Source organism: Halobacillus trueperi (assembly GCF_003386945.1).
GTDB classification, from domain to species: domain Bacteria; phylum Bacillota; class Bacilli; order Bacillales; family Halobacillaceae; genus Halobacillus; species Halobacillus aidingensis.
Genome location: NZ_QUAE01000004.1, coordinates 150,444 through 174,325, shown reverse-complemented (window position 1 = coordinate 174,325; position 23,882 = coordinate 150,444). Strand labels below are relative to the sequence as shown.

Below are 23,882 nucleotides of genomic sequence, written 5' to 3'. Positions count from 1 at the left end.
CCATATGACTCCGAATGAAATAGGCTTCGCACTCCTTTATATCGGTGTCTTCCTTTTGATCGGTAAAATCATCCGCGTCAAATGGACGTTATTACAAAATTTATTCTTACCCTCATCCATTATTGGTGGGTTTATTGCACTCTTCCTTGGTCCACAAGTACTCGGAAAATTCATGCCGGAAGACAGCTTTTTCTCGAATGGTGTCATGACAGAAGCCATTACCGAGGTTTGGTCTGCCCTTCCTGGACTCATGATCAATGTGGTATTTGCTTCGCTTTTTCTCGGAGCTGCCATTCCTAAGTTAAAAGATATTTGGCATTACGCTGGTCCACAGTTGGCGCTTGGATGGTCTGTTGGCTGGGGGCAGTATGTGGTCGGGATTACACTTGCCGTCCTCGTCTTAGTTCCTTTCTTTGACCTCCCTGCCATGTCAGGAGCTTTGATTGAGGTCGCTTTTGAGGGTGGTCACGGGACGGCTGCCGGTATGGCGAGCACTTTCGAAGAGCTTGGTTTTGCCGAAGCTTTCGATTTAGCCATCGGCCTTGCGACGATCGGTGTATTATCCGGTGTCATTTTTGGGATCATCCTCATCAACTGGGGTGTTCGTAATAAAAAGACAAAAGTGATTGAAGACGTGGAAGACTTTTCTGATTTGAGAAAGCGTGGAGTTATGGAGTATCAAAACCGTGAACCAGCGGGGAAAATGACCTTACGTCCGGAATCAATTGAACCCTTATCTTTCCATTTATCCATCGTATTTATAGCTATTTTACTTGGTTGGTTATTGTTGCAAGGATTGATTGGTCTTGAGTCTATCACCATAGGTTCGGATTTTATGAGCTATATTCCATTATTCCCGCTCGCGATGATCGGCGGAATCGCTCTTCAAATCTTTTTCAGCAAAAAGGACAAGTACAACCTTGTTGATCGAAGAATGATCAACAGAATTCAAGGACTTGCGCTTGATATCCTTATTCTGTCGGCGATCTCTACAGTATCATTGGATGTCATCGGTGAATACCTCGTTCCATTTGTCATTCTAGCGGCTGCAGGGATTGCATGGAACTTGTTCGGTTTCCTCGTGCTTGCTCCTAGAATGATTCCGCAGTACTGGTTTGAACGTGGAATTGGAGACTTTGGACAATCGATGGGTGTCACTGCAACAGGGTTACTATTGATGCGCGTCGTCGACCCTGACAACGAGTCCCCTGCTTTTGAAGCATTCGGATACAAACAACTCTTTTATGAACCCTTCTTAGGCGGAGGCTTTGTGACGGCCTTATCCGTTCCGTTCATTGCTCAATTCGGGCCTTGGCCGACGTTGATCGTAGCGGTCGCCATGACAGCAATCGGTATCTTTTTCGGACTCTTTTACTTCGGAAAAAAGAAAACAGCCTAAGCAAAACAACGTCTGCCATGAGCAGGCGTTGTTTTTTCGGCGATATAATATTAGAGGCCTAATTTTTTAATAGGAATTATATGCAGGATACTGAACAAATCATCTTTCTTATGGTATGATATTTCATTAGTTGCCTAAGTAATTTAGAAAGAAGGTTAAATCATGTCATCTCAAGAAATTAATCGTGTCCCTTTGATGATCGTGCTTATTTCAGGCGCCTTTGTAGCTATATTAAACCAGACCCTGTTAGCTACGGCCCTGCCTCACATTATGGCCGATTTGAATTTGGACGCGAATACAGCGCAATGGCTGCAGTCGATCTTTATGTTAGTGAACGGAATCATGATCCCTATTACAGCCTTTTTAATTGAACGTTTTTCTACGAGAGGACTCTTCATGACAGCTGTTGGATTGTTCGCTTTCGGTACACTTGTCTGCGGGATCGCCCCTAACTTTTCGGTTCTTTTAACAGGAAGAGTGTTACAGGCTTCTGGTGCCGGGATTATCCTTCCTTTAATGCAGACAATTATGTTCCTTGTTTTCCCTATTGAAAAAAGAGGATCAGCAATGGGCATGTTCGGTCTCGTCATTGCCTTTGCTCCGGCCATCGGACCGACATTGTCCGGCTGGCTCGTCGAGCAGTTCCCATGGAGAAGCTTGTTCTTCGTTATTTTGCCGATTGCAATTGCAGACTTGATCGTCGCTTACTTCATTTTGAAAAACGTAACAAAGCAAACGTTCCCGAAAGTCGATCCGATTTCTATCATCCTGTCCACGTTCGGTTTCGGCGGACTTTTATATGGATTCAGTGTAGCCGGCAGTGCCAGCTTTTTAAGTAAAGAGGTGCTCCTTTCTTTAGCTGTCGGAGCGGTCACGTTGACGCTTTTCATCACCCGACAGATGAAATTGGAAAAACCGATTTTGGAATTCCGTATCTTCAAATATAAAGTCTTCACCCTGACGACCGCCCTGGGGATGATTGTTTTTATTTCCATGATCGGTGGGGCGGTCATTTTACCAATTCTCATGCAGGACATGCTTGGATTCACGGCTTTCGAGTCAGGCTTGATGCTTTTGCCGGGCGCATTGTTAATGGGAATTATGAACCCGATTACCGGTCGTCTTTTTGATAAATTCGGTGCGCGCTGGCTTGCCATCATCGGTCTCGGACTGCTCACGGTTTCTACATTCCTGTTTACAAACCTTGATCCATCGACGACCTTTCTATACTTGGCTCTCGTCAATTGTGTCCGTATGTTCGGAATTGCTATGGTGATGATGCCTGTGACCACAGCAGGACTTAACCAGCTGCCACAGCATTTGATGCCACACGGGACAGCCATGAACAATACGATGCGCCAAGTATCAGGGGCCGTTGGTACGGCCATGCTCGTTTCTGTCATGACGAGCAAGACCATTCCTTCTGAAGGAGTGACAGGCCTGATTCATGGAGTAAACGTCTCCTTTATTGTTGCTGGGATCTTTGCCGTTGCCGGTTTCATCATGGCTTTCTTCATTAAAAAATCCCGTCCGGATGAAGGTGAATTCAGTAACGCTTAAAAAAATCCAACACAAGGAAAGCCTCGCTGAAAAGTCAGCGAGGCTTTTTCTAGTATTATACAAAAAATAAATACGTGGTCACCAATATAAACAGCAAAAAGGCCACAGAAGTCATGTAGACAATAATTCGGTGGGAAGATACAAAGCGGTTCTCATTGATGTTCTTCCGCGTATGATAATAGTTCACAGTCGCACCAATAATCGTCATTACGCCAAGAAACAAGGAGGAAATACTGACGAGCATAGCCAGACTGTTCGCCAACTCCCCTGCCGTCGGAAGGGCTGAAATATGGACCGTTGTAGCTAAAAACCCGATCCCGACAAGGGCGATACTCGTCCGGATCCAAGCTAAATAGGTGCGTTCATTGGCTAAGTGCTGCTGAATGAGCTTCATTTCATCTACCATCGGATCACCATCTCCTTTTCCACTATCTTTATCTTACAACGTCAGAAGCCCCTCATGCACGAATCCTCTTTTTCATTGGAAAAAGATTGTCACAAAATATACACGAGGGGGTATATTGTATTTTAGGGAAACTCAGAGTAAACTATAGATAAGACTTAATGTGAAAGGTTTCACATTAAGGAAAGAAGGGGAGGATTACGATGTCTAAAAAAATTATCATTGTGGGCGGTGTGGCCGGTGGTGCAACTGCTGCAGCCAGACTAAGACGCCTGAGTGAAGAAAATGAAATCATCATGATTGAAAAAGGACCTTACATTTCTTTCGCAAACTGCGGTTTACCCTATTATATAGGAGAAGTGATTACCGACCGAGACCGGCTCCTTGTCCAAACCGTCGAAGGCATGTCAAAAAAATTCAATCTGGATATCCGTAACCTTAGTGAAGCCATAAAGATTGACCGGGAGAAACAAACGCTCACCATTCGCAAAGTGGATACAGGGGAAATGTATGAGGAAACATACGATACACTCATTTTATCTCCTGGGGCAAAGCCTATTGTTCCACCTTTCAAAGGATTACAAGAAGCAGAAAATCTGTTTACTCTACGTACAGTCCCTGATACGGATAAAATTAAAGCGTGGGTGGACGAAAAAGCACCTGAACATGCCGTCATTATTGGTGGAGGGTTCATCGGTTTGGAAATGGCTGAAAACCTTGTCCATCGCGGGGTACAGGTGACGATTGTTGAAATTGGCAACCAGGTGATGGCCCCTCTTGATTACGAAATGGCAAGCATAGTAAATAAAGAGCTGAAAAACCATGGAGTGAACTTAATTTTCAATGACGGTGTCCAGGCATTTGGAGACAAGGGGAACAAAATCCTTTTACAGAGCGGCCGTTCCATTGATAGCGATTTAACAATCTTGTCCATTGGTGTCCAACCTGAAAACGACCTTGCTAAAAAAGCGGATCTTGATATCGGAGCCCGTGGCGGCATCCTCGTAAATGAATACCTTCAAACGAAGGATGAGAACATTTATGCGATCGGAGATGCGATAGAAGTCAAAGATTACATCCAGCAAACCCCTGCGATGATCCCACTTGCCTGGCCGGCCAACCGACAAGGGCGTTTGGTTGCCGACCACATCCATGGGCAACCCGTATCCTATTCAGGTACTTTGGGAACATCTGTAGCAAAAGTTTTCGACCTTACCGTTGCGACTACCGGAAATAACGAAAAACTTTTAAAAGCTCTTCACAAAGATTATGAAGCTATTCACATTCATCCGGCGTCAAACGCGTCCTATTATCCTGGCGGAAGTCCGATATCCTTAAAGTTGCTGTTCGATCCGAACACAGGAAGACTACTAGGGGCCCAAGGTGTCGGCATTAAAGGAGTAGAGAAAAGAATTGATGTGATCGCTACAGCTATCAAAGGGGACTTAAAGGTAACCGATCTGGCAGATTTGGAATTGGCCTATGCCCCTCCGTATTCTTCAGCTAAAGACCCTGTCAACATGGCGGGGTACGTGGCTTCCAATGTGATGGATGGTGATGTATCTGTTTTTCACTACCATGAAGTAGCGGACCTCCTTGCAAAAGGGGAAATCATTGTAGATGTCAGAGAACCGAAAGAGAGAGAAAACGGAGCTATTGAAGGGTCCATCAACATTCCTTTAGGAGAACTACGGGACCGATTGAATGAACTGCCTAAGGATCGTCCTGTATATGTACACTGCCAGGTAGGTTTAAGAGGGTATTTGGCAACCACAATTCTCACACACAACGGTTATCAAGCCAAGAATTTGAGCGGTGGTTATAAAACTTACGAATGTGCCGTCCAGGCATAAGGAAAAGGAGGGGACATGATGGATGCCCCCTCCTTTTATTTTTGCAACGCTGCTTTGTATCGTTCATAATAGCTATCTACATTATTCAGTAACAACAACTCGGTATATAAATAAGCTTTCATATTGAAATCAGAGAAATCGATGTTCGTCAGCTCCTGGATTTGCTTGATCCTGTAATTCAGCGTATTGGGGTGGATGAACAGTTCACTCGCCGTCTGCTTTCCTTTTCCGTTGTTAGCAAGATAAGCTTCCAATGTGAAGAGGAGATCCGTCTGCTTCGTCGTGTCATTTTTGATCAACGTCAGCAAATCTTCACTGTAGTAATCCTCCGAACTGTTTTTTTCGTACAACGCCGCTAAGTATCGGTACAGGCCAAGTTTTGGGAACTCACGTGGCATCGTTTCGGGACGCGGGCCGATGAAGTTCGCCGTTTCGATGACTTCCAACGCTTCGAGGAAGCTTTTTCGCATGTAATAAATCTTCGTGTATTCCTTCCCGACACCAATGAGGAAATGATAAAAATCTTCCTCCCCTGTTTCCACTTTGACGACATCAATAAGGTCACGGGCAATATTCCTAGATGAAAAGCGGTCGGATTCTCTTCCTTCAATGAACAGAATCAACTGAAATTCGGTCTTCAAGTAATACAAATGACGGTTCGTCCGGAAGCGGTTTACGGTGTTTTCCAAATCATCCAGCATCGATTTGTATTGAGGAGCAGTGACTGAAAAAACGACAATTGAAAATCGATCCGGGATCTTAAGTTGAGCGAGAGAGGCATCATGACGAAACTGGCTTTCGCTGGCATATTCATGATGAAGCAGCTGCCAGAGAAGCTCCTCTTTCCGCCCTTCTTTGGCGTTCTCTTTCATGAACTGATCATAGATCAACTTCCCGAGATGTCCGGTGATTTCCTCTAAAAATTCCATTTCCTCTTCGTTCAAAGATTGCTCCGATTCCTGAACCCACACGTAACCCAGCGTATGTCCAAGGTGTTTGGCTGCAATGACGACCCGCTGTTGAAATCCAAGATCCTCCATGGGATGGACGCGGATAGGGTCCGATTGTTTTTCCAGACGAGTGACAATGCCTTCCTTCTTTAAACGATCAATAATGAAGATCGGACACTTTTTCGAAAGGATCGTTTTCTGCTGTGTCTGATCGAAATCATCAAACGTTGAACTATAAGCAATCAATTCGAAATTCTTATTTTCAATAATGACAGGCTTCTTCAACTTTGAACTGATCAGCTCTGTCGCTTTATGAATATCTTCTGCCTGAAGGATCAACTCTTTGACTTCCATAGGAATCCTGACCTTTCCGAGTAGGTTGAATGTCATGTATCGTTACCCTCCATTATATCGGTTGTGGATGGAAAGAAAAAGAAATATATAACCAAGGCTTTATTTATCGTGAAACAATGGTTCCCTAACAGGTATCCCTTGCTATAATCTGAACCACAAGCATCCAATACATTATGGGTGAATCAGGTTTTTTGCGTGGACGGCAATCGCACTGCCCATCCCCTTTTCACCACCTATCCGTAACGGAACCGAGCACAGGATAAGAAGCACCTATGTAGTATGAAAAAAGCTCCCCCAAGTTTGGGAGAGCCTTAGGCTTTTTTAAAACATTTCAGAGATCGTCTTCGCTTGCATGTGAAGAGCAAGGTAGTCAGGTCCGCCGGCTTTGGAGTCGGTACCACTCATCTTGAAGCCGCCGAATGGCTGATAACCGACGATGGCTCCTGTACAGTTACGGTTGAAGTACAAGTTTCCGACGTGGAAATCATATTTCGCTTTTTCCAGGTGCTCACGATTATCAGAAATGACAGCACCTGTCAGGCCGTATTCTGTGTTGTTGGCAATATCAATCGCTTCATCAAAGTTTCTCGCTTTTGTGAAGCAGACCACCGGTCCGAAGATTTCTTCCTGCTGCATACGGGAGTCTGGAGCAAGATCTGCAAAGACCGTCGGCTCGATGAAGTAACCTTTCGAATCGTCACCTTTACCACCAGTGACAAGGCGTCCTTCTTCTTTTCCGATCTCCATGTAGCTCATAATCTTATCATAAGCGCCCTGGTCAACGACCGGTCCCATGTAGACGTTCTCTTCAGATGCATTTCCGACAGTCAGCTGCTCGGCGCGTTCTTTTACTTTTTCCAACACTTCGTCATACACATCTTCGTGAACGACGGCGCGGGAACCGGAAGAACATTTTTGACCAGAGAACCCGAAGGCGGAGACGATGATGGCATCGACCGCTGTTTCAATATTCGCTTCTTTATCGACGACGACGGTGTCTTTACCGCCCATTTCAGCGATGACTTGTTTCAAGTGATTCTGACCTTCTTGAATTTCTGAAGCACGCTTGATGATGCGTGTGCCGACATCACGGGAACCAGTAAAGGAAATCAGGGCCGTTTTCGGGTGGTCGACAAGATAGTCACCGACTTCGCCACCACTTCCTGGTACGAAGTTCAAGACGCCTTTCGGTAGACCTGCTTCTTCCAGTACTTCTACGAATTTCGCTGCAATGACCGGGCTGTTACTTGCCGGCTTCATGACGACGGTGCTTCCTGTGACGAGAGGAGCGACCGTTGTACCTGCCATGATGGCAAACGCAAGGTTCCAAGGCGGGATGACAACGGCAACGCCTGTGGATGTATAAATATAGCGGTTTTGCTCTCCAGGACGGCTTTCTACCGGTTTTCCTTCTTTCAATTCGATCATCTGACGGCCGTAGTACTCAAGGAAGTCAATCGCTTCTGCTGTATCAGCATCCGCCTCTTTCCATGGCTTCCCTACTTCATACACGAGATAAGCGGAAAATTCATGCTTACGACGACGGATGATGTGGGCCGCACGGAACAACAGCTCAGCGCGAGCACGTGGATCCCATTTTCTCCAGTCTTCAAAAGCAGTCGCTGCTGACTGGACAGCTTTTTCAGCTAAATCTTCGTTCGCTTTTGATACGGTACCTACGACCTGCTTCGTGTCCGCAGGGTTTGTAGAAGTAATCGTATTGTCTGTGCGAATGCGGTCGCCATCGATGAGAAGATCATGATGCTGCCCTAATTCTTCTTTCACTTGCTTCAGCGCTTCCTCGAAAGCTTTTTTGTTTTCTTCAATTGTAAAGTCTGTGAATGGTTCGTGTTTATAAGGCTGGACCATGATAATATTCCCCTTTCTAATGTGTAGAAGTTTTATTTACTGAAAACACCTTTTAATGCAAAGGCGATGTTCGCTGGTCTTTCGGCGAGCCTTCTCATGAAGTACCCGTACCAATCTTCTCCATAAGGAAGGTACACTCTCACTTTGTACCCTTCTTCAAGAAGATCTTTCTGCATTTGATTCCTCATGCCGTAAAGCATCTGGAATTCAAAGCGGTCTTTCGGAATGTTGTGTTCTTCCACAAGCTTTTTCGTGTAATCGACGATCGCATCATCGTGACTTGCAATGGCTGTATAGTTGCCGTTCAACAAGTTTTTCTTAATCAGATGCTTCAAATTATCGTCGACAAGATGCTTCTCAGGAAAAGCGACTTTCCCCGATTCCTTATAAGCCCCTTTTACAAGGCGCAAGTAAGGTTGACAATCATTCAGACGATCAAGGTCCTCATCGGAGCGATAAAGGTAAGATTGAACGACTGTGCCCAAGTTCGGGTAGTCCTCTTTCAACGCCTGATAAATATCTAAGGTAGCCCCGCACCGTGACGAGTCTTCCATATCAATGGTGACCGTAATGTCATGCTTTTGGGCTTCTTTCAAAATAAGTTCCATGTTTTCCATAACCAACTCGCGACTGATGTCCAGTCCAAGCGATGTCAGTTTAAGAGATACTTCCGACTGCAGCTGGTTACTCGCAATCTGTTGAATACAACGGATGCATTCACCTGCGCGGTCTCTGGATTCTTCCTCACAGTCTACAAACTCTCCTAAATGGTCAACCGTAACGACCAAACCCTCATGGTTCAATTGCTGTATTAATGGAATTGCCTGGGAGAACGTCTCTCCCCCTACTATCTTGTCAGCCCCAAATTTACTGCCAAAGCGCTTAGCAAAGCGATCTAACAACTTATTGTTGGAAAGGTATAAGAAAAAGTTCTTACTGATGGCTTCCAAGATCACCACACCCTTTCATCATTCTCCTATTGATTCACCAAGTGGGCTCGTTAGGTGGAATGGAAGTAATAATGTTTGAACTGTTAAGAAAATTGTAACGAATAGCGCTTACATTCGGCAACGTGTAGCAAACACAAAGATAAGGCCCCAGTTTTATAGTTTAAACACAAAAGCGGCCAACCCCCGTTTATCAAAAGACTGCAGCGGGAACAAACTGTCTTTTATTATGTTTAGTGGAAATTTATGTAAGACCTGGTACGCCAGAATTTGTAAATGTCTAGTCCTCCATTCTTTTGACTAGAATGAGAGGCGATTAGGATTGAGGTGACACGATGAGTGGTTATATTGTAAGCGAACCGCTGCTTACTTGACTGCTTTTTGGGTCTGTTACCCGACCGCCTGGATCATAGGTCCTTCAGGAGTCGGGTGGACGCAGCAAGCCACAGAAACCACAGCATTCATCTTCCTCCCGATCCTATCCAAGATCGGATTCAGCCTTCTCGACTTGGGTAGACTTAGGCGTCTGAATCTACCTAGCGTTGATGGATGATCCTTACACTGCATAAATGGAAATATATGTATGACCTGGTCGCCCAGATTATGCAAAATCTAAATTCTATAACCATAAAAAAAGAAAGCCTGAAGGGAGTTGCTTCAGGCTTTCTTTTCCTTTATTTCATGACTAATACAGGGCAGGAGGCATGCTGGACGACGTTATTGCTCACACTTCCCAATAACATCTTTTTCACTTTCCCAAGTCCACGGTTACCAACAATAATCAAGTCCACCGCTTTCTCCTCCGCATATTTACAAATACTAATCCCAGGGTTTTCTTGTACATCACTAATGATGACCTCTGTGATCACACCCACGTCAGATGAAGACAACTGCTCTTTCAACCCATCCATTTCTCCGGCAAACTTCTCTGCCATTTCATCCCCGATACTATGGGAGACCGCAGCATTTGTTGCTGGACCTGTGGGTTTAACGACGGATACGATATGAATTTCCCTATTGGGAGTTTCACACGCCTGATTCCTTGCTTCCCATACCGCTTCTCTACTCAAGTCACTCCCATCGTACGCAACAAGAATTCGTTTGGTCATAGGGGAACCCTCCAATAATAGAGTATCAATTTATACTTCCATTATATCACATTGTAAGCGTTATCTTAATGATGATCTCTTTTCTACACTAAGAGAGCGAATAACTCATTCCTTTATCATCAACACTTCATTTCCATGTTCATCTCCTAAGAATAGACAAACACCCATGACAAGTGTCATATAAATGTCCTGACGTTTATGTCTTATAAAATGGAGGTTTTTTTCCTATCATAAGTAACATGAAGAAATATGAAGGAGTCGTTATTATGAACAAGGATAAACAACGAGAGCTGAAAAAAAGCGTTTCAGCCTTTGCGAAACCTGATACAAAAGCAGGCATCCGCCAGTTGATCAATACAATCATCCCGTTTGTTTTATTGTGGATATTGGCCTATGCAAGCTTGTCCGTCTCTGTATGGCTTGCTGTTCCTGCCGCTATGATTGCTGGTGGATTCGTCATCCGCCTTTTCATCATCTTCCATGATTGTACGCACCAGTCGTTCTTGAAAAGCCAAAAGGCCAACCGCATCATAGGAACGATTACAGGCATTCTAACGTTGTTTCCTTTTGATAAATGGAAACGAAGCCATTCCATTCACCATGCAACAAGCGGAAACTTAGATAAACGCGGCACGGGCGACATTTGGGTCATGACCGTGGACGAGTATGTAAAAGCATCTTGGAAAGAAAGACTCGCCTACCGCCTCTATCGTAACCCGATCGTCATGTTTGGCCTTGGACCGCTTTACTTGTTCCTTGTCTCCAACCGTTTCAACCGAAAAGGCGCCAAAAAGAAAGAGCGCATCAATACGTATGTGACAAACATTGCTGTAGTCGCCCTTTACAGCTTGATTATCTGGGCAATTGGCTGGGAAGCTTTCTTAATCATTCAAATCCCGGTCCTGTATGTTTCAGGCGTCTTAGGCATCTGGTTGTTTTATGTACAGCACCAATTTGAAGATTCTTACTTCGAAGACGAGTCAGAATGGGATTTTGTAAAAGCAGCCGTCGATGGCAGCTCCTATTACAAGCTTCCTAAAGTGCTTCAGTGGGTATCCGGCAATATCGGCTTCCACCACGTGCACCATTTAAGCCCGAGGGTTCCGAACTATGCATTAGAGGAAGCGCACGAAAAGACACCTCCTTTGAAACATGCGACGACGATTACTCTCGCAACAAGCTTTGAGTCGATTCGATTCCGGCTGTATGATACAGAAAATAAAACATTCGTATCCTTCAAGGAAGTGAAACCACTTCTAAAAGAAAAGCGCGTAGCCATGCTCGATCAAAGGCAGCCAAGCTTCCAGGATGAATAAAGAAGTTGAAAGTCCATTCCCTCGAATGGGCTTTTCCTTTATGCTAAGAAAAAGGAGGTGCACCCGCATGCAGAACTGGTATCAAATCATTCCAAAAAATACAGGGCTCAGCATTTACGTTTGGATCATTTTTTGTCTGTTGCCCTTTTTCTTCATTTTCCGTTCTTCATCCATGTACGAAATGCTGTTCGGCATTCTGATGACGCTGATCTTCTTCCTCGCTTACCGGTTGTCGTTCATATCCAACAGCCGGTTCGTCTATTTATGGGTCAGTGTTGAGATGGTCATCAGTATCGTCATGACGGCCCTGTTCGGATACATTTATTTCGCCCTTTTTATTGCGTATTTCATTGGAAACATCAAACATTTCGGTGGCTTTTTATCTTTATATATCGTCCATTTGACGTCGACGTTAATTGCGATTACGACAACGTTCATTTACCAAATTGATTCTCTTTTTCCGAACCTCCCTTTCATTATCATTACGGTGATCGGGGTCATTCTCCTTCCGTTTACGGTCCGCTATCGGAGCCAACAACAAAAACTCGAAGGGGAATTGGAAGATGCGAATGAACGAATTTCGCAACTGATGGTCATTGAAGAGCGTGAAAGGATCGCGCGTGATCTCCATGATACGCTCGGACAAAAGCTTTCGATGATCGGTTTAAAAAGTGACCTCGCCCGCAAGTTAATGACGGTCCATCCGGAGAAGGCCAATAAAGAAGTGGAGGATATCCGAAACACAGCCCGGACAGCTTTGAAGGAAGTCAGGGAGATGGTATCGAATATGAAAGGGACGAAGCTCGAAGATGAAATCGTCCGCGTACAACAAATTATCGAAGCGGCAGAAATGAATTTTCAATTCGAAGGAGACCCTCAGGTAACCAATACTCCTCTGCTCGTGGAAAATGTACTCAGCATGTGCTTGAAAGAAGCAGCAACGAATATTGTGAAACACAGCGAAGCAACGACCTGCCGTGTGACCATCGAACAATCCCCGACTGAAATTCTCATCGGTATTGAAGATGATGGAAAAGGCCTCCCCGCCTCGCTGGACCCCTTTCGCGGCCACGGACTACAAGGCATGCGTGAGCGCCTCGAATTTGTGAACGGTAAACTTGAAATCGAATCAAAAAATGGTACGACACTACAATTTCACGTTCCGAACGTTATTAAAAACAAAGAAAAGGAGGAATAAGCATGATCCGTATCGTCATTGCCGAAGACCAGCGCATGCTTTTAGGTGCACTTGGAGCTCTTCTCGATTTAGAGGACGGCATGGAAGTCGTAGGTCAGGCTCAAAACGGCGAAGAAGCTTGTGAGCTTGTGAAAAAATTAAAGCCGGATGTGTGCATCATGGATATTGAGATGCCTGTGAAGGATGGACTGGATGCCGCTGAAGAATTATATGAAGAGCCTTGCAAGGTGATCATTTTGACAACGTTCGCCCGCCCCGGCTACTTCGACCGCGCCCGTCGCGCCGGTGTTAGTGGTTATTTGTTGAAAGACAGCCCGAGTGAAGAACTCGCCACAGCCATTCGGAAAATCACCAACGGACAGCGCATCTTTGACCCAGAACTCGTCGACCTGGCGTTCACCCAGCAAAACCCTTTAACAGAACGTGAGCGCGAGGTGGTCCAACTGATGGCAGATGGAAAGAATACAAAAGAAATCTCCCAGGAGCTCTTCATCACTCCGGGGACCGTCCGCAACTACGTGTCTGTCATATTAGAAAAATTAGAAGTCAGCAACCGCATTGAAGCGATTTCAAGATTCAAAGAAAAAGGATGGTACAAAAAATCCCGTTAATCCCCCGTCCTACTCACTAAGATAAGCCGCGCTAGGGAATCATACGCTTTTTTCAGGGCTAGTCGTTCACCAGAATCCATTCGCACTCAACACATTCATAACTCTTCCTGAAGGATCATTTAAAACCATAGGAACGTGAAAAAACCTCGCCCTTTTAATGAGCGAGGTTTCTGTATTTACAGTTTGAAGCGACGGACTTGTTCGTTTAATTGCTCTGCAAGGTTCGATAAGTCTTCAGCCGTTTGGGACACTTCTTCCATGGAACTGTTCGACTGTTGGGCAGAGGCAGCGGCCTGTTCAACACCTGCAGCCGATTCTTCTGTAATCGAAGCAATTTCCTCAATAGAGTGGTTCATTTGCATGCTGTTTTCAGCAATCTCTTTCAAGTGCGCTGAGATGGTCTGGATTTTGGCGACCATCTCTGAAACGGAACCATTGATTCCATCAAAAGTTGCGCCTGTCTCTTTCATCTGCTTCGAACCTTGATCTACCTCATGGTTCCCTGTTTCAAGAGAGCTGACAACATTTCCGGTTTCTTTTTGAATGCCTTCCACGATTTCTGTGATATCACCGACGGAGTGTGTGACTTGTTCGGCAAGCTTCCTTACTTCGTCAGCTACAACGGCAAACCCTTTTCCATGTTCCCCGGCACGCGCAGCTTCAATAGCGGCATTCAAAGATAAGAGGTTCGTCTGGTCGGCAATGTCTTCAATGACTCGCACAAGCTTGGAAATTTCTTTGGATTGATGATCCAATCCTTTTACTTTCTCAGTGGATTCCTTCACGATACTGTCGATCGCGTGCATTTGTGCAACCGCACGCTGCATCAATTCACGACCTTTATCCGTCATAGCAAGGACTTCATTCGATGTTTCTGATATCGACTCGCCACTCGCGTTCGCTTCCTGAATTTTTTCACCAAACGTGCGCATTTGATCAGAAAGATGAGTGGCTCCATTCGCCTGTGACTCTGCCCCTGAGGACAACTCTTGCATCGTCGAGGCGATTTGTTCACTGCCTTCTCTCACTTCATACGCTGATTGAGTCAATGCTTCGCTTTGCCCGGTTACTCGATCCGAAGTGAAAGAAACAGACTGGATCACTTCATTCAGAGAACGCTGCATGTCGTTCGTCGCATCGGCCAGCTGCCCGATTTCGTCTTTGGATTTCACATGGACCGGTTCTTGACTGATGTCTCCCTCTGAAATCTGCATCATCCGCTTGACTACTTTTTTTATCGGATTCGTTATACGGTTCGCAATAACAAGCGCAAATGCAATCCCGATAATGATGGAAGCGAGTGATATAATGCTGCCGATGATCATCATTGTATTTCCGGCTTGCAGGATGTTTTGCCCTTCTTCCTCCATCATTTGTTCACGTTGCAACGCCATGTTTTCAAACCCTTCCATGACTTCCTGGCCAAGAGGGGTCACTTTTTCCCTCAGCGCCTGAATCGCTTGTTCCTCGTTACCAGTGTCATAACGGTTGAATACTTCATTCTGAACCATCTTCCTCCATTGAATGCTTTGTTCAACGAGCTTTTCCGCTTCCTCTGAATTGGACATGCTCAAAAGCTCTTCCTGAACCTCCACACTTTCTCGTGTATATTCGTTGAACTGTTCGCGATAACTTTCATCTTCAAAAAGTACGTAGGCTCTTGTCAGCGCGATTCGCTGAGATAAATTCAAGGCTAGTTTTTCATCAGCAATAAGTAATGGAAGCTGATGGTCCACCATATCCTTTGTACGATCGTTCGTGTATTTTGTGGCAAAAAAATTGAAGCTGCTTAAAATAACCGTCAACATTATAACAACTGAAAAAGATACTAAAATCCTTTTTTTAAGACTTTTCATGAAAACGCTCCTCTTCCGTATTTTTCCTTTCTTCTTTTATCGGAAATAAGAAGCGTTCTCTAAAGTCTTTCCCTTCATAAGTCCTAGGCTTTTTTTCTCATTCAATCTCTCTCAACTCTTTAAACCTAAAGAAAATAAAAGCCGAATACAAGGTTACTAAAATCGCACCGACTGCCATAATGTGATGGATGGAAATGCCGAAGGCTAAGACCCCTGATGTTAAGGCGTAGCTGACAGGGATCAGTCCCATGGAAGCGAGCGAAATGAGCCCCATCACCCGTCCTAGCATCTTCTCATCAATTAAACTCTGAATGGCAGCAATGAATGGAATGTTTGATCCCGATAAGGCGAAACCAAAGATTCCAAGACATAATATACTCATCCAAAGTTCTGTCGTGAAGCTAAGGCATGTAAACGCTATCCCTGAGATAACGAGCGCGATGATGCCAATTTTCCCGCGGTTCTTTTTCACATTCAACACACCAACCACAATCGAACCAAGCAGCATCCCCACAGCCAAACCTGCTTCAAGAAAGCTGAAATCCATTGCGGTCCCTTCCAGAACGGTCTTCACAAATAACGGAAGCCCCATCGTTAAAGGTCCGACTAAAAAGAGGTTCATAAAAATCGTCGTTAAAACGACAAGCGAAATGACGCGGGAATTTTTTACGTAGAGCAGTCCTTCCTTAAAATCATCCCAAAACCTTTTCTGTTCCTCCGACCCTTCTTTCACTCTGGGTACACGCATGAAGAAAATCAAAGCACTTGCCACAATAAGCATGACCGCTGTTGTTGCAAACACAATTTCATAGTTTCCAAAGGCAATGATGACCCCGGCAAGCATAGGAGCGAGGATGAACGAAGTCTGGTTGGTCATCTGGATAATCGAATTCCCTCTTGTCAGATTGTCTTTATGAATGATTGAAGGAATGACGGCACTTTCCGCTGCCCAGAAAAAAGCATCCAAAATACCGAAGAAAAGGGCAAAAGTCACAAATGTCCATAACGTAATTCCACCGAAAATAAACCAGACGACAAGGCCGACGAGAAGCAGCCCACGAATAAAATCAGACAAGAACATGATCTTCGCCTTATCAAAGCGATCCGCCACCGTTCCACTGATAATCATAAAAAGCACCCGTGGAATACTAACAGCGATATACAAAATGCCAAGTGAGGCCTCTAAACCTAAGACATTGACCACATACCAGCTTTGCGAAAAAAGAAAAAATGAAATGCCAAAACTTGATAAAAGTGCCGCTCCCCAAAGCAGCAAAAAGTTTCGATTCTTGAATATGGAGGGAATCTCTCTCAGTTCCGTTTCTGACTGTTGCAACGCTATTTCATTGACTGCCATATGAACCACACCTTCGTTTATTATTGGTTGATTCCATTGTATAAAAGGTCGATGCCAGCAACGATATGCCACAGAATGATTCTCCATCCGTCTCGAGACTGATATTTCCCCACCTATGTAAAAAGAGGTTTGCCCTTTGCAAACCTCTCGGATGGTCAGCCCCCCATGTATTGACTGCGGCAACGATTAATACAATTGAAATACGCTTGGTCATTAGATCCAAACTGTGCGGCACAATTGTTGATACAAGCCCGGTACAGATCGTGTTGGCTTTGTCCTGGTGGTGTAAATGGTCCCCCCCAAGAACCTCCGGGTTGGAAACCACCATTGTACCCGGGCGGCAGACCACCAGGGCCTACCCACTGACCTGGAACGGAAGGTTGCGGTTGCCAACTCCCACCGCCTGGACCTCCCCACGGAAACGGCTGCTGCCACTGCCCGCCAGTACCGCCTCCCCAAGTGCCTGGAGGGAATAATCCTCCAAAACCTCCTCCAGCTCCCGGGTTAAACATCCCACCACCGCCGAACACGATCCGATCCTGATTCCCGTTATTATAATAACTTGGATATTGATTCATCCGATCCGTCCCTTCTAAAAAACTCATACACCATATACTAAGAACCCCACCCCCAAATCGTGCCTATCCCCACCATTTCTCTTCATTTAAGAATTGAGACCCCTTAATGCTTCCGCCTGAGAGTGAGGAGGCTCAGCGCCCGCCTCATGGAAAGCAATCGGAGCGCCTGAAATCGCACAAAAGTCTCGAAATCAAGTCTTCAAGAATTCTGCCAGATTAAAAATGGATTCCCCACATTGGAAGTTGCTACAGAGCGCTTGGTAACACTCTGGCATGGATAGTGGAAGACACCCATCCTCGGCAAAGGGGTTCGTTTTTCAGTCTCATGGAATGGGGTGGTTGGGAAGCTGCGAGACTCCCGTGGGAGAAGGAGATAGGCGAGATCCCGCAGGACGAATTCCGAGAAAGCTCGGCGCTCCCCCACAGGAAAGTGTTCAAATGCGGAATCGACCTGGGAGACACGGCTGGCGCTCAACTCAGCAACGAACCCCAAAACATCTCGAAATCGAGGCTTACACAATCCTGCCAGATTGCTTAAGATAAGAATCTCAGAAGTTTTGTCGAATTGTTGGTTCCCTTGTCTTTCCACTTGTAAGATTGGTACTTTTTTGATAATCTTTTACTAACTAAATATTTTCTTATTTCAAATGATTTTGAAGTAAGGATAGAGGTGCAATGACATGAGTACACTTATCGGAGGAGAATGAGCTCCTGAGATGAAAGTGGAAAGGGGAAATTGCCGAAGCGAAAGGGATCTCATCTCCCTGATGCTGGTTCTGCTGCTGAATAAGTACAGGACTGTCATATAGGAAACTATATGGAGGGCTATCTTACGCAGGAACGGCTAAAAGTTTCTACGGCAGCAGCGAAGCCCTCGTTGCTGCCGTTTTTATTTTGACTGCCGTAGCCCTCACAACCTCGAACGTATTCAAAATTCTAAACAAAGGTGTGAGGTTATGAATTTCGGCCAAGTATTAACAGCGATGGTGACCCCTTTTGACAGCGAAGAAAACATTGATTTTGATGCAACGCGAGCGTTAGTCAACCACTTGATCGAAAACGGTTCGGATGGCCTTGTCATTGCAGGGACAACAGGTGAATCACCGACATTGTCGACAGAAGAGAAAGTGAGCCTCTTCAAATTCGTTGTTGAAGTAGTGGACGGAAGAGTTCCTGTTATTGCAGGTACCGGATCCAACAATACGAGAGCGTCCATCCGTTTGACTGAAAAAGCTGAGGAAATCGGTGTCGACGCCGTCATGCTCGTGACTCCTTATTACAATAAACCAACCCAAGAAGGTCTTTACCAGCACTTCTCTACGATTGCCCAATCCACATCGCTTCCCGTGATGCTTTACAACATCCCAGGCAGAAGCGTCATCAACATGGAGCCGGCGACCGTCATTCGCTTATCCCAGATTAAAAATATCGTTTCAATCAAGGAAGCAAGCGGCGATCTAGATGCGGCGACGGAAATCATCCGTGAAACGTCCGATGATTTTTCTGTTTACAGTGGCGAGGACTCCAATACGCTTCCATTCGTCTCGATTGGAGGTACAGGAATCGTGTCCGTTTCCTCCCATGTGATCGGAAATGAAATGCAGCAGATGATTCAAAGTTTCCGCGAAGGTGATTTTGCTTATGCCGCCCGCCTTCACCAAAAGCTTTTACCTGTTATGCATGCCATCTTCTCGGCACCAAGTCCGTCCCCTGTGAAAGCGGCACTGAATGCCAAAGGTGTGGAGGCCGGTGGTGTCCGCCTTCCCCTTCTGCCACTTTCAGAAGAGGAAGAAAAGCATGTGCTCAGTGAACTTGAAAAAGTACAACCGAAAGAAGCCTTTACTGTTTCGTAAGAAAAACCGCCCGGCATGGGCGGTTTTTTTCATTTCTTGTGAACAATCTCATCGACGATTCCGTATTCCTTCGCCTCTTCTGCACTCATAAAATAATCCCGGTCGGTATCTTCTGCCACCTTTTCCACAGGCTGCCCGGTGCGCTCGGAGATGATTTCATTAATATGCTGCCTCAGTTTGATGATTCGTTTCGCTGAAATTTCAATATCAGCTGCCTGCCCGCGAGCTCCCCCGAGCGGTTGGTGAATCATAATTTCACTATTCGGCAGCGCATACCGCTTCCCTTTTGCACCTGCCAATAAAAGCATAGCTCCAAAAGACGCCGCCATTCCTGTACAAATCGTGCGCACATCAGGCTGGATATACTGCATCGTATCCAGAATCGAAAATCCAGCAGTCGTCGAACCCCCTGGACTGTTGATATACAAAGAAATATCCTTTCCCGGGTCATCCGCTGCAAGATATAAAAGCTGGGCGACAATGCTGTTGGCCATGTGATCATTAATTTCTTCACTTACCATCACGATTCGGTCTTTTAAAAGCCGGGAGTAGATGTCGTAGGACCTCTCCCCTCTGCTTGTTTGTTCAATGACATAAGGTATTGTATTCATCAGATTTTCCCTCCTTTATGCTGCTAAAGAGAGGACGTTTAAAGGTGAATCTGGTCGCTGATTTCTGGAAGCAGGTTTGAGGAGAATCGGGATTTTTTCTATCAGTACCGTTGGATCCTGAATGGTGAGCGTTCTGACCAATGTTTGGTAGAGAAGGTCATCTTCTGAGCGGGTACGCATCACTTGAAGCCTTTCCGCTTCGGGATACCTGTGCAGATTATCCCTCGAACGCTTCAATAACGCTTTAACTGCTGTTTCCTTCATTTGAAGCAGTTCTGCAATCTCTGCAATTTTATAATGAAAGGCTTCTTTCAAAATAAATGTAAGCAACTGCTTCACCGTCAATTTCTCTAACAGAAGCTGAACCAAGGTTTCATCGACAGTCTCTTCTTTTTTTACAAAGTCATCAACCGGCCTCTCCATCAAGGGTTCCTTTTTCTCCATGCGTTTTTGATCCACCCAAACATGGTAGGCGATTTTTTTAAGAAGAGCTGGTCTGATTTCCCCTGCATCATAGTGCTCACACGCCCTTGCAACCGACTCCTGGGCAAGGTCTTTTCCGTCCCATCCATCGCGCGTTAAGAAAAAACAATAGCGTAAAAGCTTATCATAGTCCTTCTCGATCTCCTCAAGACCAAGCTTCCCAACGGGATTACTTGTATTCAGTTCCACCTTTCACACTCCTTTCGACCTCTCACAGCTATAACGGAAAAATCCATGAAAAAGATACGGGTGTTTCTATTATTTTTATTCTATTGTGGTCGTCTAAACCCCTTTGGTTTAAAAAAGGTTAAGGTTAGCAATATTCGGTTAGAGGATAGAAAAAGGAGGGGTGCGATGTCCACTCGGAGGAACCAGAAGAAAGACATCGCCCGGTTTGTTTTTCTTCTCGTCGTCATCATCATTAGTCCTTTTCTCCATGCGACATTCGATTGGTTTGTGAGTCTTGCCATCGTTTTCTTTCTTTACTTTGTCCTGATGTTCCTGGTGAAACACTTGAACAAAAAAACAAACGAGCATTAAAAAAAAGCCTCAGGCACCAAACCTGAGGCTTCACCTTTATACTTCCACTGTCCAACCATAGCGATCTTCTTTTCTCCCCCGCTGAATCCCTGTGATTGTATCATAAAGCTCTTGCGACAAGGCGCCGATTTCGTGGTCGTTGATGACCATCTTTTTGCCAAGCCAGTTTAATTCACCAACCGGAGAAATGACGGCCGCGGTGCCTGTGCCGAAGGCTTCCTCGAGCTTGCCGTCTTCATAAGCCTGGTACAGTTCATCAATAGAAATTCGGCGCTCGTTTACAGGAACCTCCCATTTACGCAGAAGCTCTAGAATTGACGTACGCGTGATCCCTTGGAGAATGCTTCCACTCAACGCTGGAGTCACGATTTCCCCATCGATTTTGAAAAAGATGTTCATACTGCCGACTTCCTCAATGTAGCGTTTTTCCACCCCATCAAGCCATAGGACGTCGTTGTTCCCTTCTTCTGCAGCTTTCGCTTGTGCCTGGTAGCCGGATGAGTAATTGCCGGCAGTTTTCGCCATGCCTGTTCCGCCTTTGACGGCACGTGTGAATTTGTCTTCCACGTTGATCGTTACCGGCTTGATGCCACCTGAGAAATACGGGCCGACCGGTGATAAGATGATCATCAGTTTATACGATTTGGACGGAGCCACCGCAAGGTTCGGTTCTGTCGCAATAATAAATGGTCGTATGTAAAGGGACGTTCCTTCAAATGCAGGGACCCAATCTTTTTCAAGCTGGACCAATTCTTTCAAATAACCGAGTACTTCTTGTTCATCGACCGGCGGAATGCTCAAACGGTCACTCGATAAGTTCAGTCGCTCGAAGTTCTTTTCAGGACGGAAAAGAAGAACGCGGTTATCATCGGTTCGGTATGCTTTCAATCCTTCAAAAACGGTCTGTCCATAATGGAAAATCATTGCGGCAGGATCAAGCGTGAGCGGTTCATAAGGGACGATCCGCGGTTCATGCCATCCTTTATTCTCTTCATAGTCCATCACAAACATGTGATCCGTGAAGGTGCGTCCAAAAGGAATCTTTTCACTCTCTGGTTTGGCTTTTTTATGGGTTGCTTCGACGATGTTCAATGACATTTTCATGACTCCTTTTCTATGGTGGTCTTTGAATATTAGTATCCATTGTACGCCCATCCTCTTATTTTTTAAAGAGGATTTGACGGAATGGTCAAAATATTTTTACTACACTACCGCTTTTTCGTAATAAAATGCGTAAATACCTGCACTTTTGCTATACTGATAAAAGGTAAAATACGGAAAGGTGGTGTCCCCTTTGTTCAAATTGCTGTTAATTGAAGATGACCGTACCCTTTTTCAGGAGATGGAAGAACGTCTTTCGCAGTGGTCGTATAAAGTCCACGGCATCAGTGACTTCAGCCGGGTGATGGAAGTATTCACGGATGTCGATCCCCATCTTGTCATCATCGACATTCAGCTTCCGAAGTTTGACGGCTTCCACTGGTGCCGGATGATCCGTGAACATTCCAATGTCCCGATCATCTTCCTGTCATCGAGAGACCACCCGACAGACATGGTGATGTCAATGAACCTTGGTGCGGACGATTTCGTACAAAAACCGTTCCACTTTGATGTGCTGATCGCGAAAATCCAGGCGATCCTTCGTCGAGTTTATAACTACAATACCGATCAAAATGAATTGAAAACGTGGCTCGGTGCAACCATCGACTATGAACGAAACCGGGTCTCGAATGACGATAACACCGTCGACCTTACAAAAAATGAAATGCTCATCTTAAAACAGCTGATCGAGAAAAAAAGCAAAATCGTCAGCCGTGAGGAAATTATCCATTGTTTATGGGAAGACGAACGATTCGTCAGTGACAACACCCTCACGGTCAACGTCAATCGACTGCGCAAAAAGCTTGCAGAACTCGGGCTTGGTGATGCCATTGAAACGAAGGTCGGTCAAGGGTATGTCGCGAGGGACGAGTCATGATTCGGAAATTCCTGGCTGAACGAATCAGTTGGATTCTGCTGATCGTGATCCTCCAACTGCTCGCTTTGTTTATTGCGTTCGTTGATCAGACCGTACCGCTTTCTTCCATGCTCTACTACATATTGTTATCAGGACTTCTCGTCATCCTTTTCCTTTTCATTCGCTACCGCAAAGAAACCCGCTTCTATACGGAACTGGAAGAGCGGGACAACGACCTCGACTTGACGACATTCCCTGAAGCGGACAGTCCTTTTGAAGCGGTAATTGAGACAAATGTGCGTGATCAGATGGAACGGTTGATGCAGGAAGCTTCCCGTAACCAGAGTCTTCTCGAACAGGAAAAAGACGAGCTGTTATCATGGATTCATGAAGTGAAAACACCCATGACTGCAATGCGGTTGATCATCGACCGTATCGATGACTTTAAGCTGAAGTCACAGCTGACCTTCGAGTGGATGCGTATCCACCTGCTTCTTGATCAGCAGCTGCATCAGAAGCGGATTCCTTTTATCGAAAACGACCTTTATATAGAACAAGTGGAGCTTGAGCCACTGTTATTCATTGAGATCAAATCGCTACGGTCATGGTGCATGCAAAAAGGGATCGGCTTTGATATTGATCTACAAGCTGAAACCGTACTGACAGATGCGAAATGGTTCGCATTCATATGCAGACAGCTGATGACGAATGCGATTAAATACAGTGAGAAGTCGGAAATTACGATCGCAAGTACGGAAGAAGCCGGCCGCGTAAAGCTTACAATCCAGGATGAGGGACGCGGCATCGACCCGAGGGACCTCCCACGAATTTTTGAAAAAGGGTTCACTTCAACGACGGAACATCAGGATCAAGCCGCTACCGGCATGGGCCTTTACTTGACTGACCGGATCCGAAAAGCGTTGAAGATTGACATCGATGTGGAATCCGAACTCGGAAAAGGCACAACCTTCACCCTCAGCTTCCCAAAACCGAATGAATTTACGAAGCTTGGGAGCATGTGACGAAACTGTCACATGCTTCCGTCATTTTGTTAGATGAATCGAAGGAAAAAGATTTC

22 protein-coding genes and 1 riboswitch are annotated in these 23,882 nt (G+C 45.4%); of the genes, 11 read left to right on the top strand and 11 right to left on the bottom strand.

The window, feature by feature from the left end; all coding sequences use genetic code 11:
* Positions 1 to 4: 4 nt before the first annotated feature.
* On the top strand, positions 5 to 1,399 hold the full coding sequence (locus DYE48_RS07400; protein ID WP_115823072.1) for a sodium/glutamate symporter: 1,395 nt from the start codon (positions 5 to 7) through the stop codon (positions 1,397 to 1,399).
* A 162-nt stretch (positions 1,400 to 1,561) separates the two neighbouring features.
* Positions 1,562 to 2,959 (top strand): DHA2 family efflux MFS transporter permease subunit, encoded by a 1,398-nt coding sequence (locus tag DYE48_RS07395; RefSeq protein WP_115823071.1) that lies wholly within the window; start codon positions 1,562 to 1,564, stop codon positions 2,957 to 2,959.
* Between the two features lie 55 nt (positions 2,960 to 3,014).
* On the opposite strand, the gene DYE48_RS07390 is transcribed toward DYE48_RS07395, so the two are convergent.
* Positions 3,015 to 3,365 carry a YidH family protein gene (locus DYE48_RS07390; RefSeq protein ID WP_089650618.1) on the bottom strand — a complete coding sequence of 117 codons (351 nt, stop codon included), beginning with the start codon at positions 3,363 to 3,365 and terminating at the stop codon, positions 3,015 to 3,017.
* A 200-nt stretch (positions 3,366 to 3,565) separates the two neighbouring features.
* Between DYE48_RS07390 and DYE48_RS07385 the strand changes: the two genes are divergently transcribed.
* Positions 3,566 to 5,215, top strand: a complete 1,650-nt coding sequence (locus DYE48_RS07385) for a CoA-disulfide reductase (RefSeq protein WP_115823070.1) — start codon at positions 3,566 to 3,568, stop codon at positions 5,213 to 5,215.
* A gap of 35 nt (positions 5,216 to 5,250) precedes the next feature.
* Here the strand turns inward: DYE48_RS07385 and DYE48_RS07380 are convergent, their stop codons facing one another.
* The 3 genes from DYE48_RS07380 to DYE48_RS07370 all read right to left on the bottom strand — a co-directional run bounded on the left by DYE48_RS07380 (position 5,251) and on the right by DYE48_RS07370 (position 9,338).
* Positions 5,251 to 6,555, bottom strand: a complete 1,305-nt coding sequence (locus DYE48_RS07380) for a PucR family transcriptional regulator (protein WP_115823069.1) — start codon at positions 6,553 to 6,555, stop codon at positions 5,251 to 5,253.
* Positions 6,556 to 6,840: 285 nt separating this feature from the next.
* Positions 6,841 to 8,388, bottom strand: a complete 1,548-nt coding sequence (gene pruA / locus DYE48_RS07375) for an L-glutamate gamma-semialdehyde dehydrogenase (protein WP_115823068.1) — start codon at positions 8,386 to 8,388, stop codon at positions 6,841 to 6,843.
* 32 nt (positions 8,389 to 8,420) lie between these two features.
* Positions 8,421 to 9,338, bottom strand: coding sequence for a proline dehydrogenase family protein (locus DYE48_RS07370; protein ID WP_089650789.1), 918 nt, complete (start codon positions 9,336 to 9,338; stop codon positions 8,421 to 8,423).
* 367 nt (positions 9,339 to 9,705) lie between these two features.
* Between DYE48_RS07370 and DYE48_RS21590 the strand changes: the two genes are divergently transcribed.
* Positions 9,706 to 9,888, top strand: a complete 183-nt coding sequence (locus DYE48_RS21590) for a bacteriorhodopsin (protein WP_115823067.1) — start codon at positions 9,706 to 9,708, stop codon at positions 9,886 to 9,888.
* A 121-nt stretch (positions 9,889 to 10,009) separates the two neighbouring features.
* On the opposite strand, the gene DYE48_RS07360 is transcribed toward DYE48_RS21590, so the two are convergent.
* The gene (locus DYE48_RS07360) at positions 10,010 to 10,444 is read right to left on the bottom strand and encodes a universal stress protein (protein ID WP_115823066.1); all 435 of its coding nucleotides are present in this window, start codon (positions 10,442 to 10,444) and stop codon (positions 10,010 to 10,012) included.
* A 266-nt stretch (positions 10,445 to 10,710) separates the two neighbouring features.
* Between DYE48_RS07360 and desA the strand changes: the two genes are divergently transcribed.
* The 3 genes from desA to DYE48_RS07345 all read left to right on the top strand — a co-directional run bounded on the left by desA (position 10,711) and on the right by DYE48_RS07345 (position 13,569).
* The gene (gene desA, locus DYE48_RS07355; protein WP_115823065.1) at positions 10,711 to 11,760 is read left to right on the top strand and encodes a Delta(5) desaturase DesA; all 1,050 of its coding nucleotides are present in this window, start codon (positions 10,711 to 10,713) and stop codon (positions 11,758 to 11,760) included.
* A gap of 67 nt (positions 11,761 to 11,827) precedes the next feature.
* Positions 11,828 to 12,958 carry a sensor histidine kinase gene (locus tag DYE48_RS07350; protein WP_115823064.1) on the top strand — a complete coding sequence of 377 codons (1,131 nt, stop codon included), beginning with the start codon at positions 11,828 to 11,830 and terminating at the stop codon, positions 12,956 to 12,958.
* Between the two features lie 2 nt (positions 12,959 to 12,960).
* The gene (locus tag DYE48_RS07345; protein WP_115823063.1) at positions 12,961 to 13,569 is read left to right on the top strand and encodes a response regulator transcription factor; all 609 of its coding nucleotides are present in this window, start codon (positions 12,961 to 12,963) and stop codon (positions 13,567 to 13,569) included.
* A 176-nt stretch (positions 13,570 to 13,745) separates the two neighbouring features.
* Here the strand turns inward: DYE48_RS07345 and DYE48_RS07340 are convergent, their stop codons facing one another.
* The 3 genes from DYE48_RS07340 to DYE48_RS21290 form a co-directional block, all read right to left on the bottom strand.
* Complete coding sequence (locus tag DYE48_RS07340) at positions 13,746 to 15,425, bottom strand: methyl-accepting chemotaxis protein (RefSeq protein ID WP_115823062.1); 1,680 nt, start codon at positions 15,423 to 15,425, stop codon at positions 13,746 to 13,748.
* Positions 15,426 to 15,522: 97 nt separating this feature from the next.
* A complete protein-coding gene (locus DYE48_RS07335; RefSeq protein ID WP_115823061.1) occupies positions 15,523 to 16,782 on the bottom strand; it encodes an MFS transporter in 1,260 nt (419 codons plus the stop codon).
* A gap of 155 nt (positions 16,783 to 16,937) precedes the next feature.
* Complete coding sequence (locus DYE48_RS21290) at positions 16,938 to 17,360, bottom strand: hypothetical protein (protein ID WP_115823060.1); 423 nt, start codon at positions 17,358 to 17,360, stop codon at positions 16,938 to 16,940.
* A gap of 657 nt (positions 17,361 to 18,017) precedes the next feature.
* A riboswitch (Lysine riboswitch) is annotated at positions 18,018 to 18,196 on the top strand.
* Between the two features lie 120 nt (positions 18,197 to 18,316).
* On the opposite strand from DYE48_RS21290, the gene dapA reads away from it, so the two are divergent.
* Complete coding sequence (dapA, locus tag DYE48_RS07320; RefSeq protein ID WP_115823058.1) at positions 18,317 to 19,213, top strand: 4-hydroxy-tetrahydrodipicolinate synthase; 897 nt, start codon at positions 18,317 to 18,319, stop codon at positions 19,211 to 19,213.
* Positions 19,214 to 19,242: 29 nt separating this feature from the next.
* On the opposite strand, the gene clpP is transcribed toward dapA, so the two are convergent.
* Entirely contained in the window at positions 19,243 to 19,824 is a 582-nt protein-coding gene (gene clpP / locus DYE48_RS07315) for an ATP-dependent Clp endopeptidase proteolytic subunit ClpP (RefSeq protein ID WP_115823057.1), read from the bottom strand.
* Between the two features lie 15 nt (positions 19,825 to 19,839).
* A complete protein-coding gene (locus tag DYE48_RS07310) occupies positions 19,840 to 20,496 on the bottom strand; it encodes a sigma factor-like helix-turn-helix DNA-binding protein (RefSeq protein WP_115823056.1) in 657 nt (218 codons plus the stop codon).
* Positions 20,497 to 20,661: 165 nt separating this feature from the next.
* Here DYE48_RS07310 and DYE48_RS07305 point away from each other — a divergent pair, with 165 nt between their 5' ends.
* Positions 20,662 to 20,847, top strand: a complete 186-nt coding sequence (locus DYE48_RS07305; protein WP_115823055.1) for a hypothetical protein — start codon at positions 20,662 to 20,664, stop codon at positions 20,845 to 20,847.
* A gap of 36 nt (positions 20,848 to 20,883) precedes the next feature.
* On the opposite strand, the gene DYE48_RS07300 is transcribed toward DYE48_RS07305, so the two are convergent.
* On the bottom strand, positions 20,884 to 21,951 hold the full coding sequence (locus tag DYE48_RS07300) for a branched-chain amino acid aminotransferase (protein WP_374189694.1): 1,068 nt from the start codon (positions 21,949 to 21,951) through the stop codon (positions 20,884 to 20,886).
* A gap of 190 nt (positions 21,952 to 22,141) precedes the next feature.
* Between DYE48_RS07300 and DYE48_RS07295 the strand changes: the two genes are divergently transcribed.
* Positions 22,142 to 22,825: a response regulator transcription factor gene (locus DYE48_RS07295; protein ID WP_115823054.1), complete on the top strand. Its 684-nt coding sequence runs from the start codon at positions 22,142 to 22,144 to the stop codon at positions 22,823 to 22,825.
* Positions 22,822 to 23,826 (top strand): sensor histidine kinase, encoded by a 1,005-nt coding sequence (locus DYE48_RS07290; RefSeq protein WP_115823053.1) that lies wholly within the window; start codon positions 22,822 to 22,824, stop codon positions 23,824 to 23,826. Before DYE48_RS07295 ends, DYE48_RS07290 begins: the two co-directional genes overlap by 4 nt.
* The last annotated feature ends 56 nt before the right edge of the window (positions 23,827 to 23,882 follow it).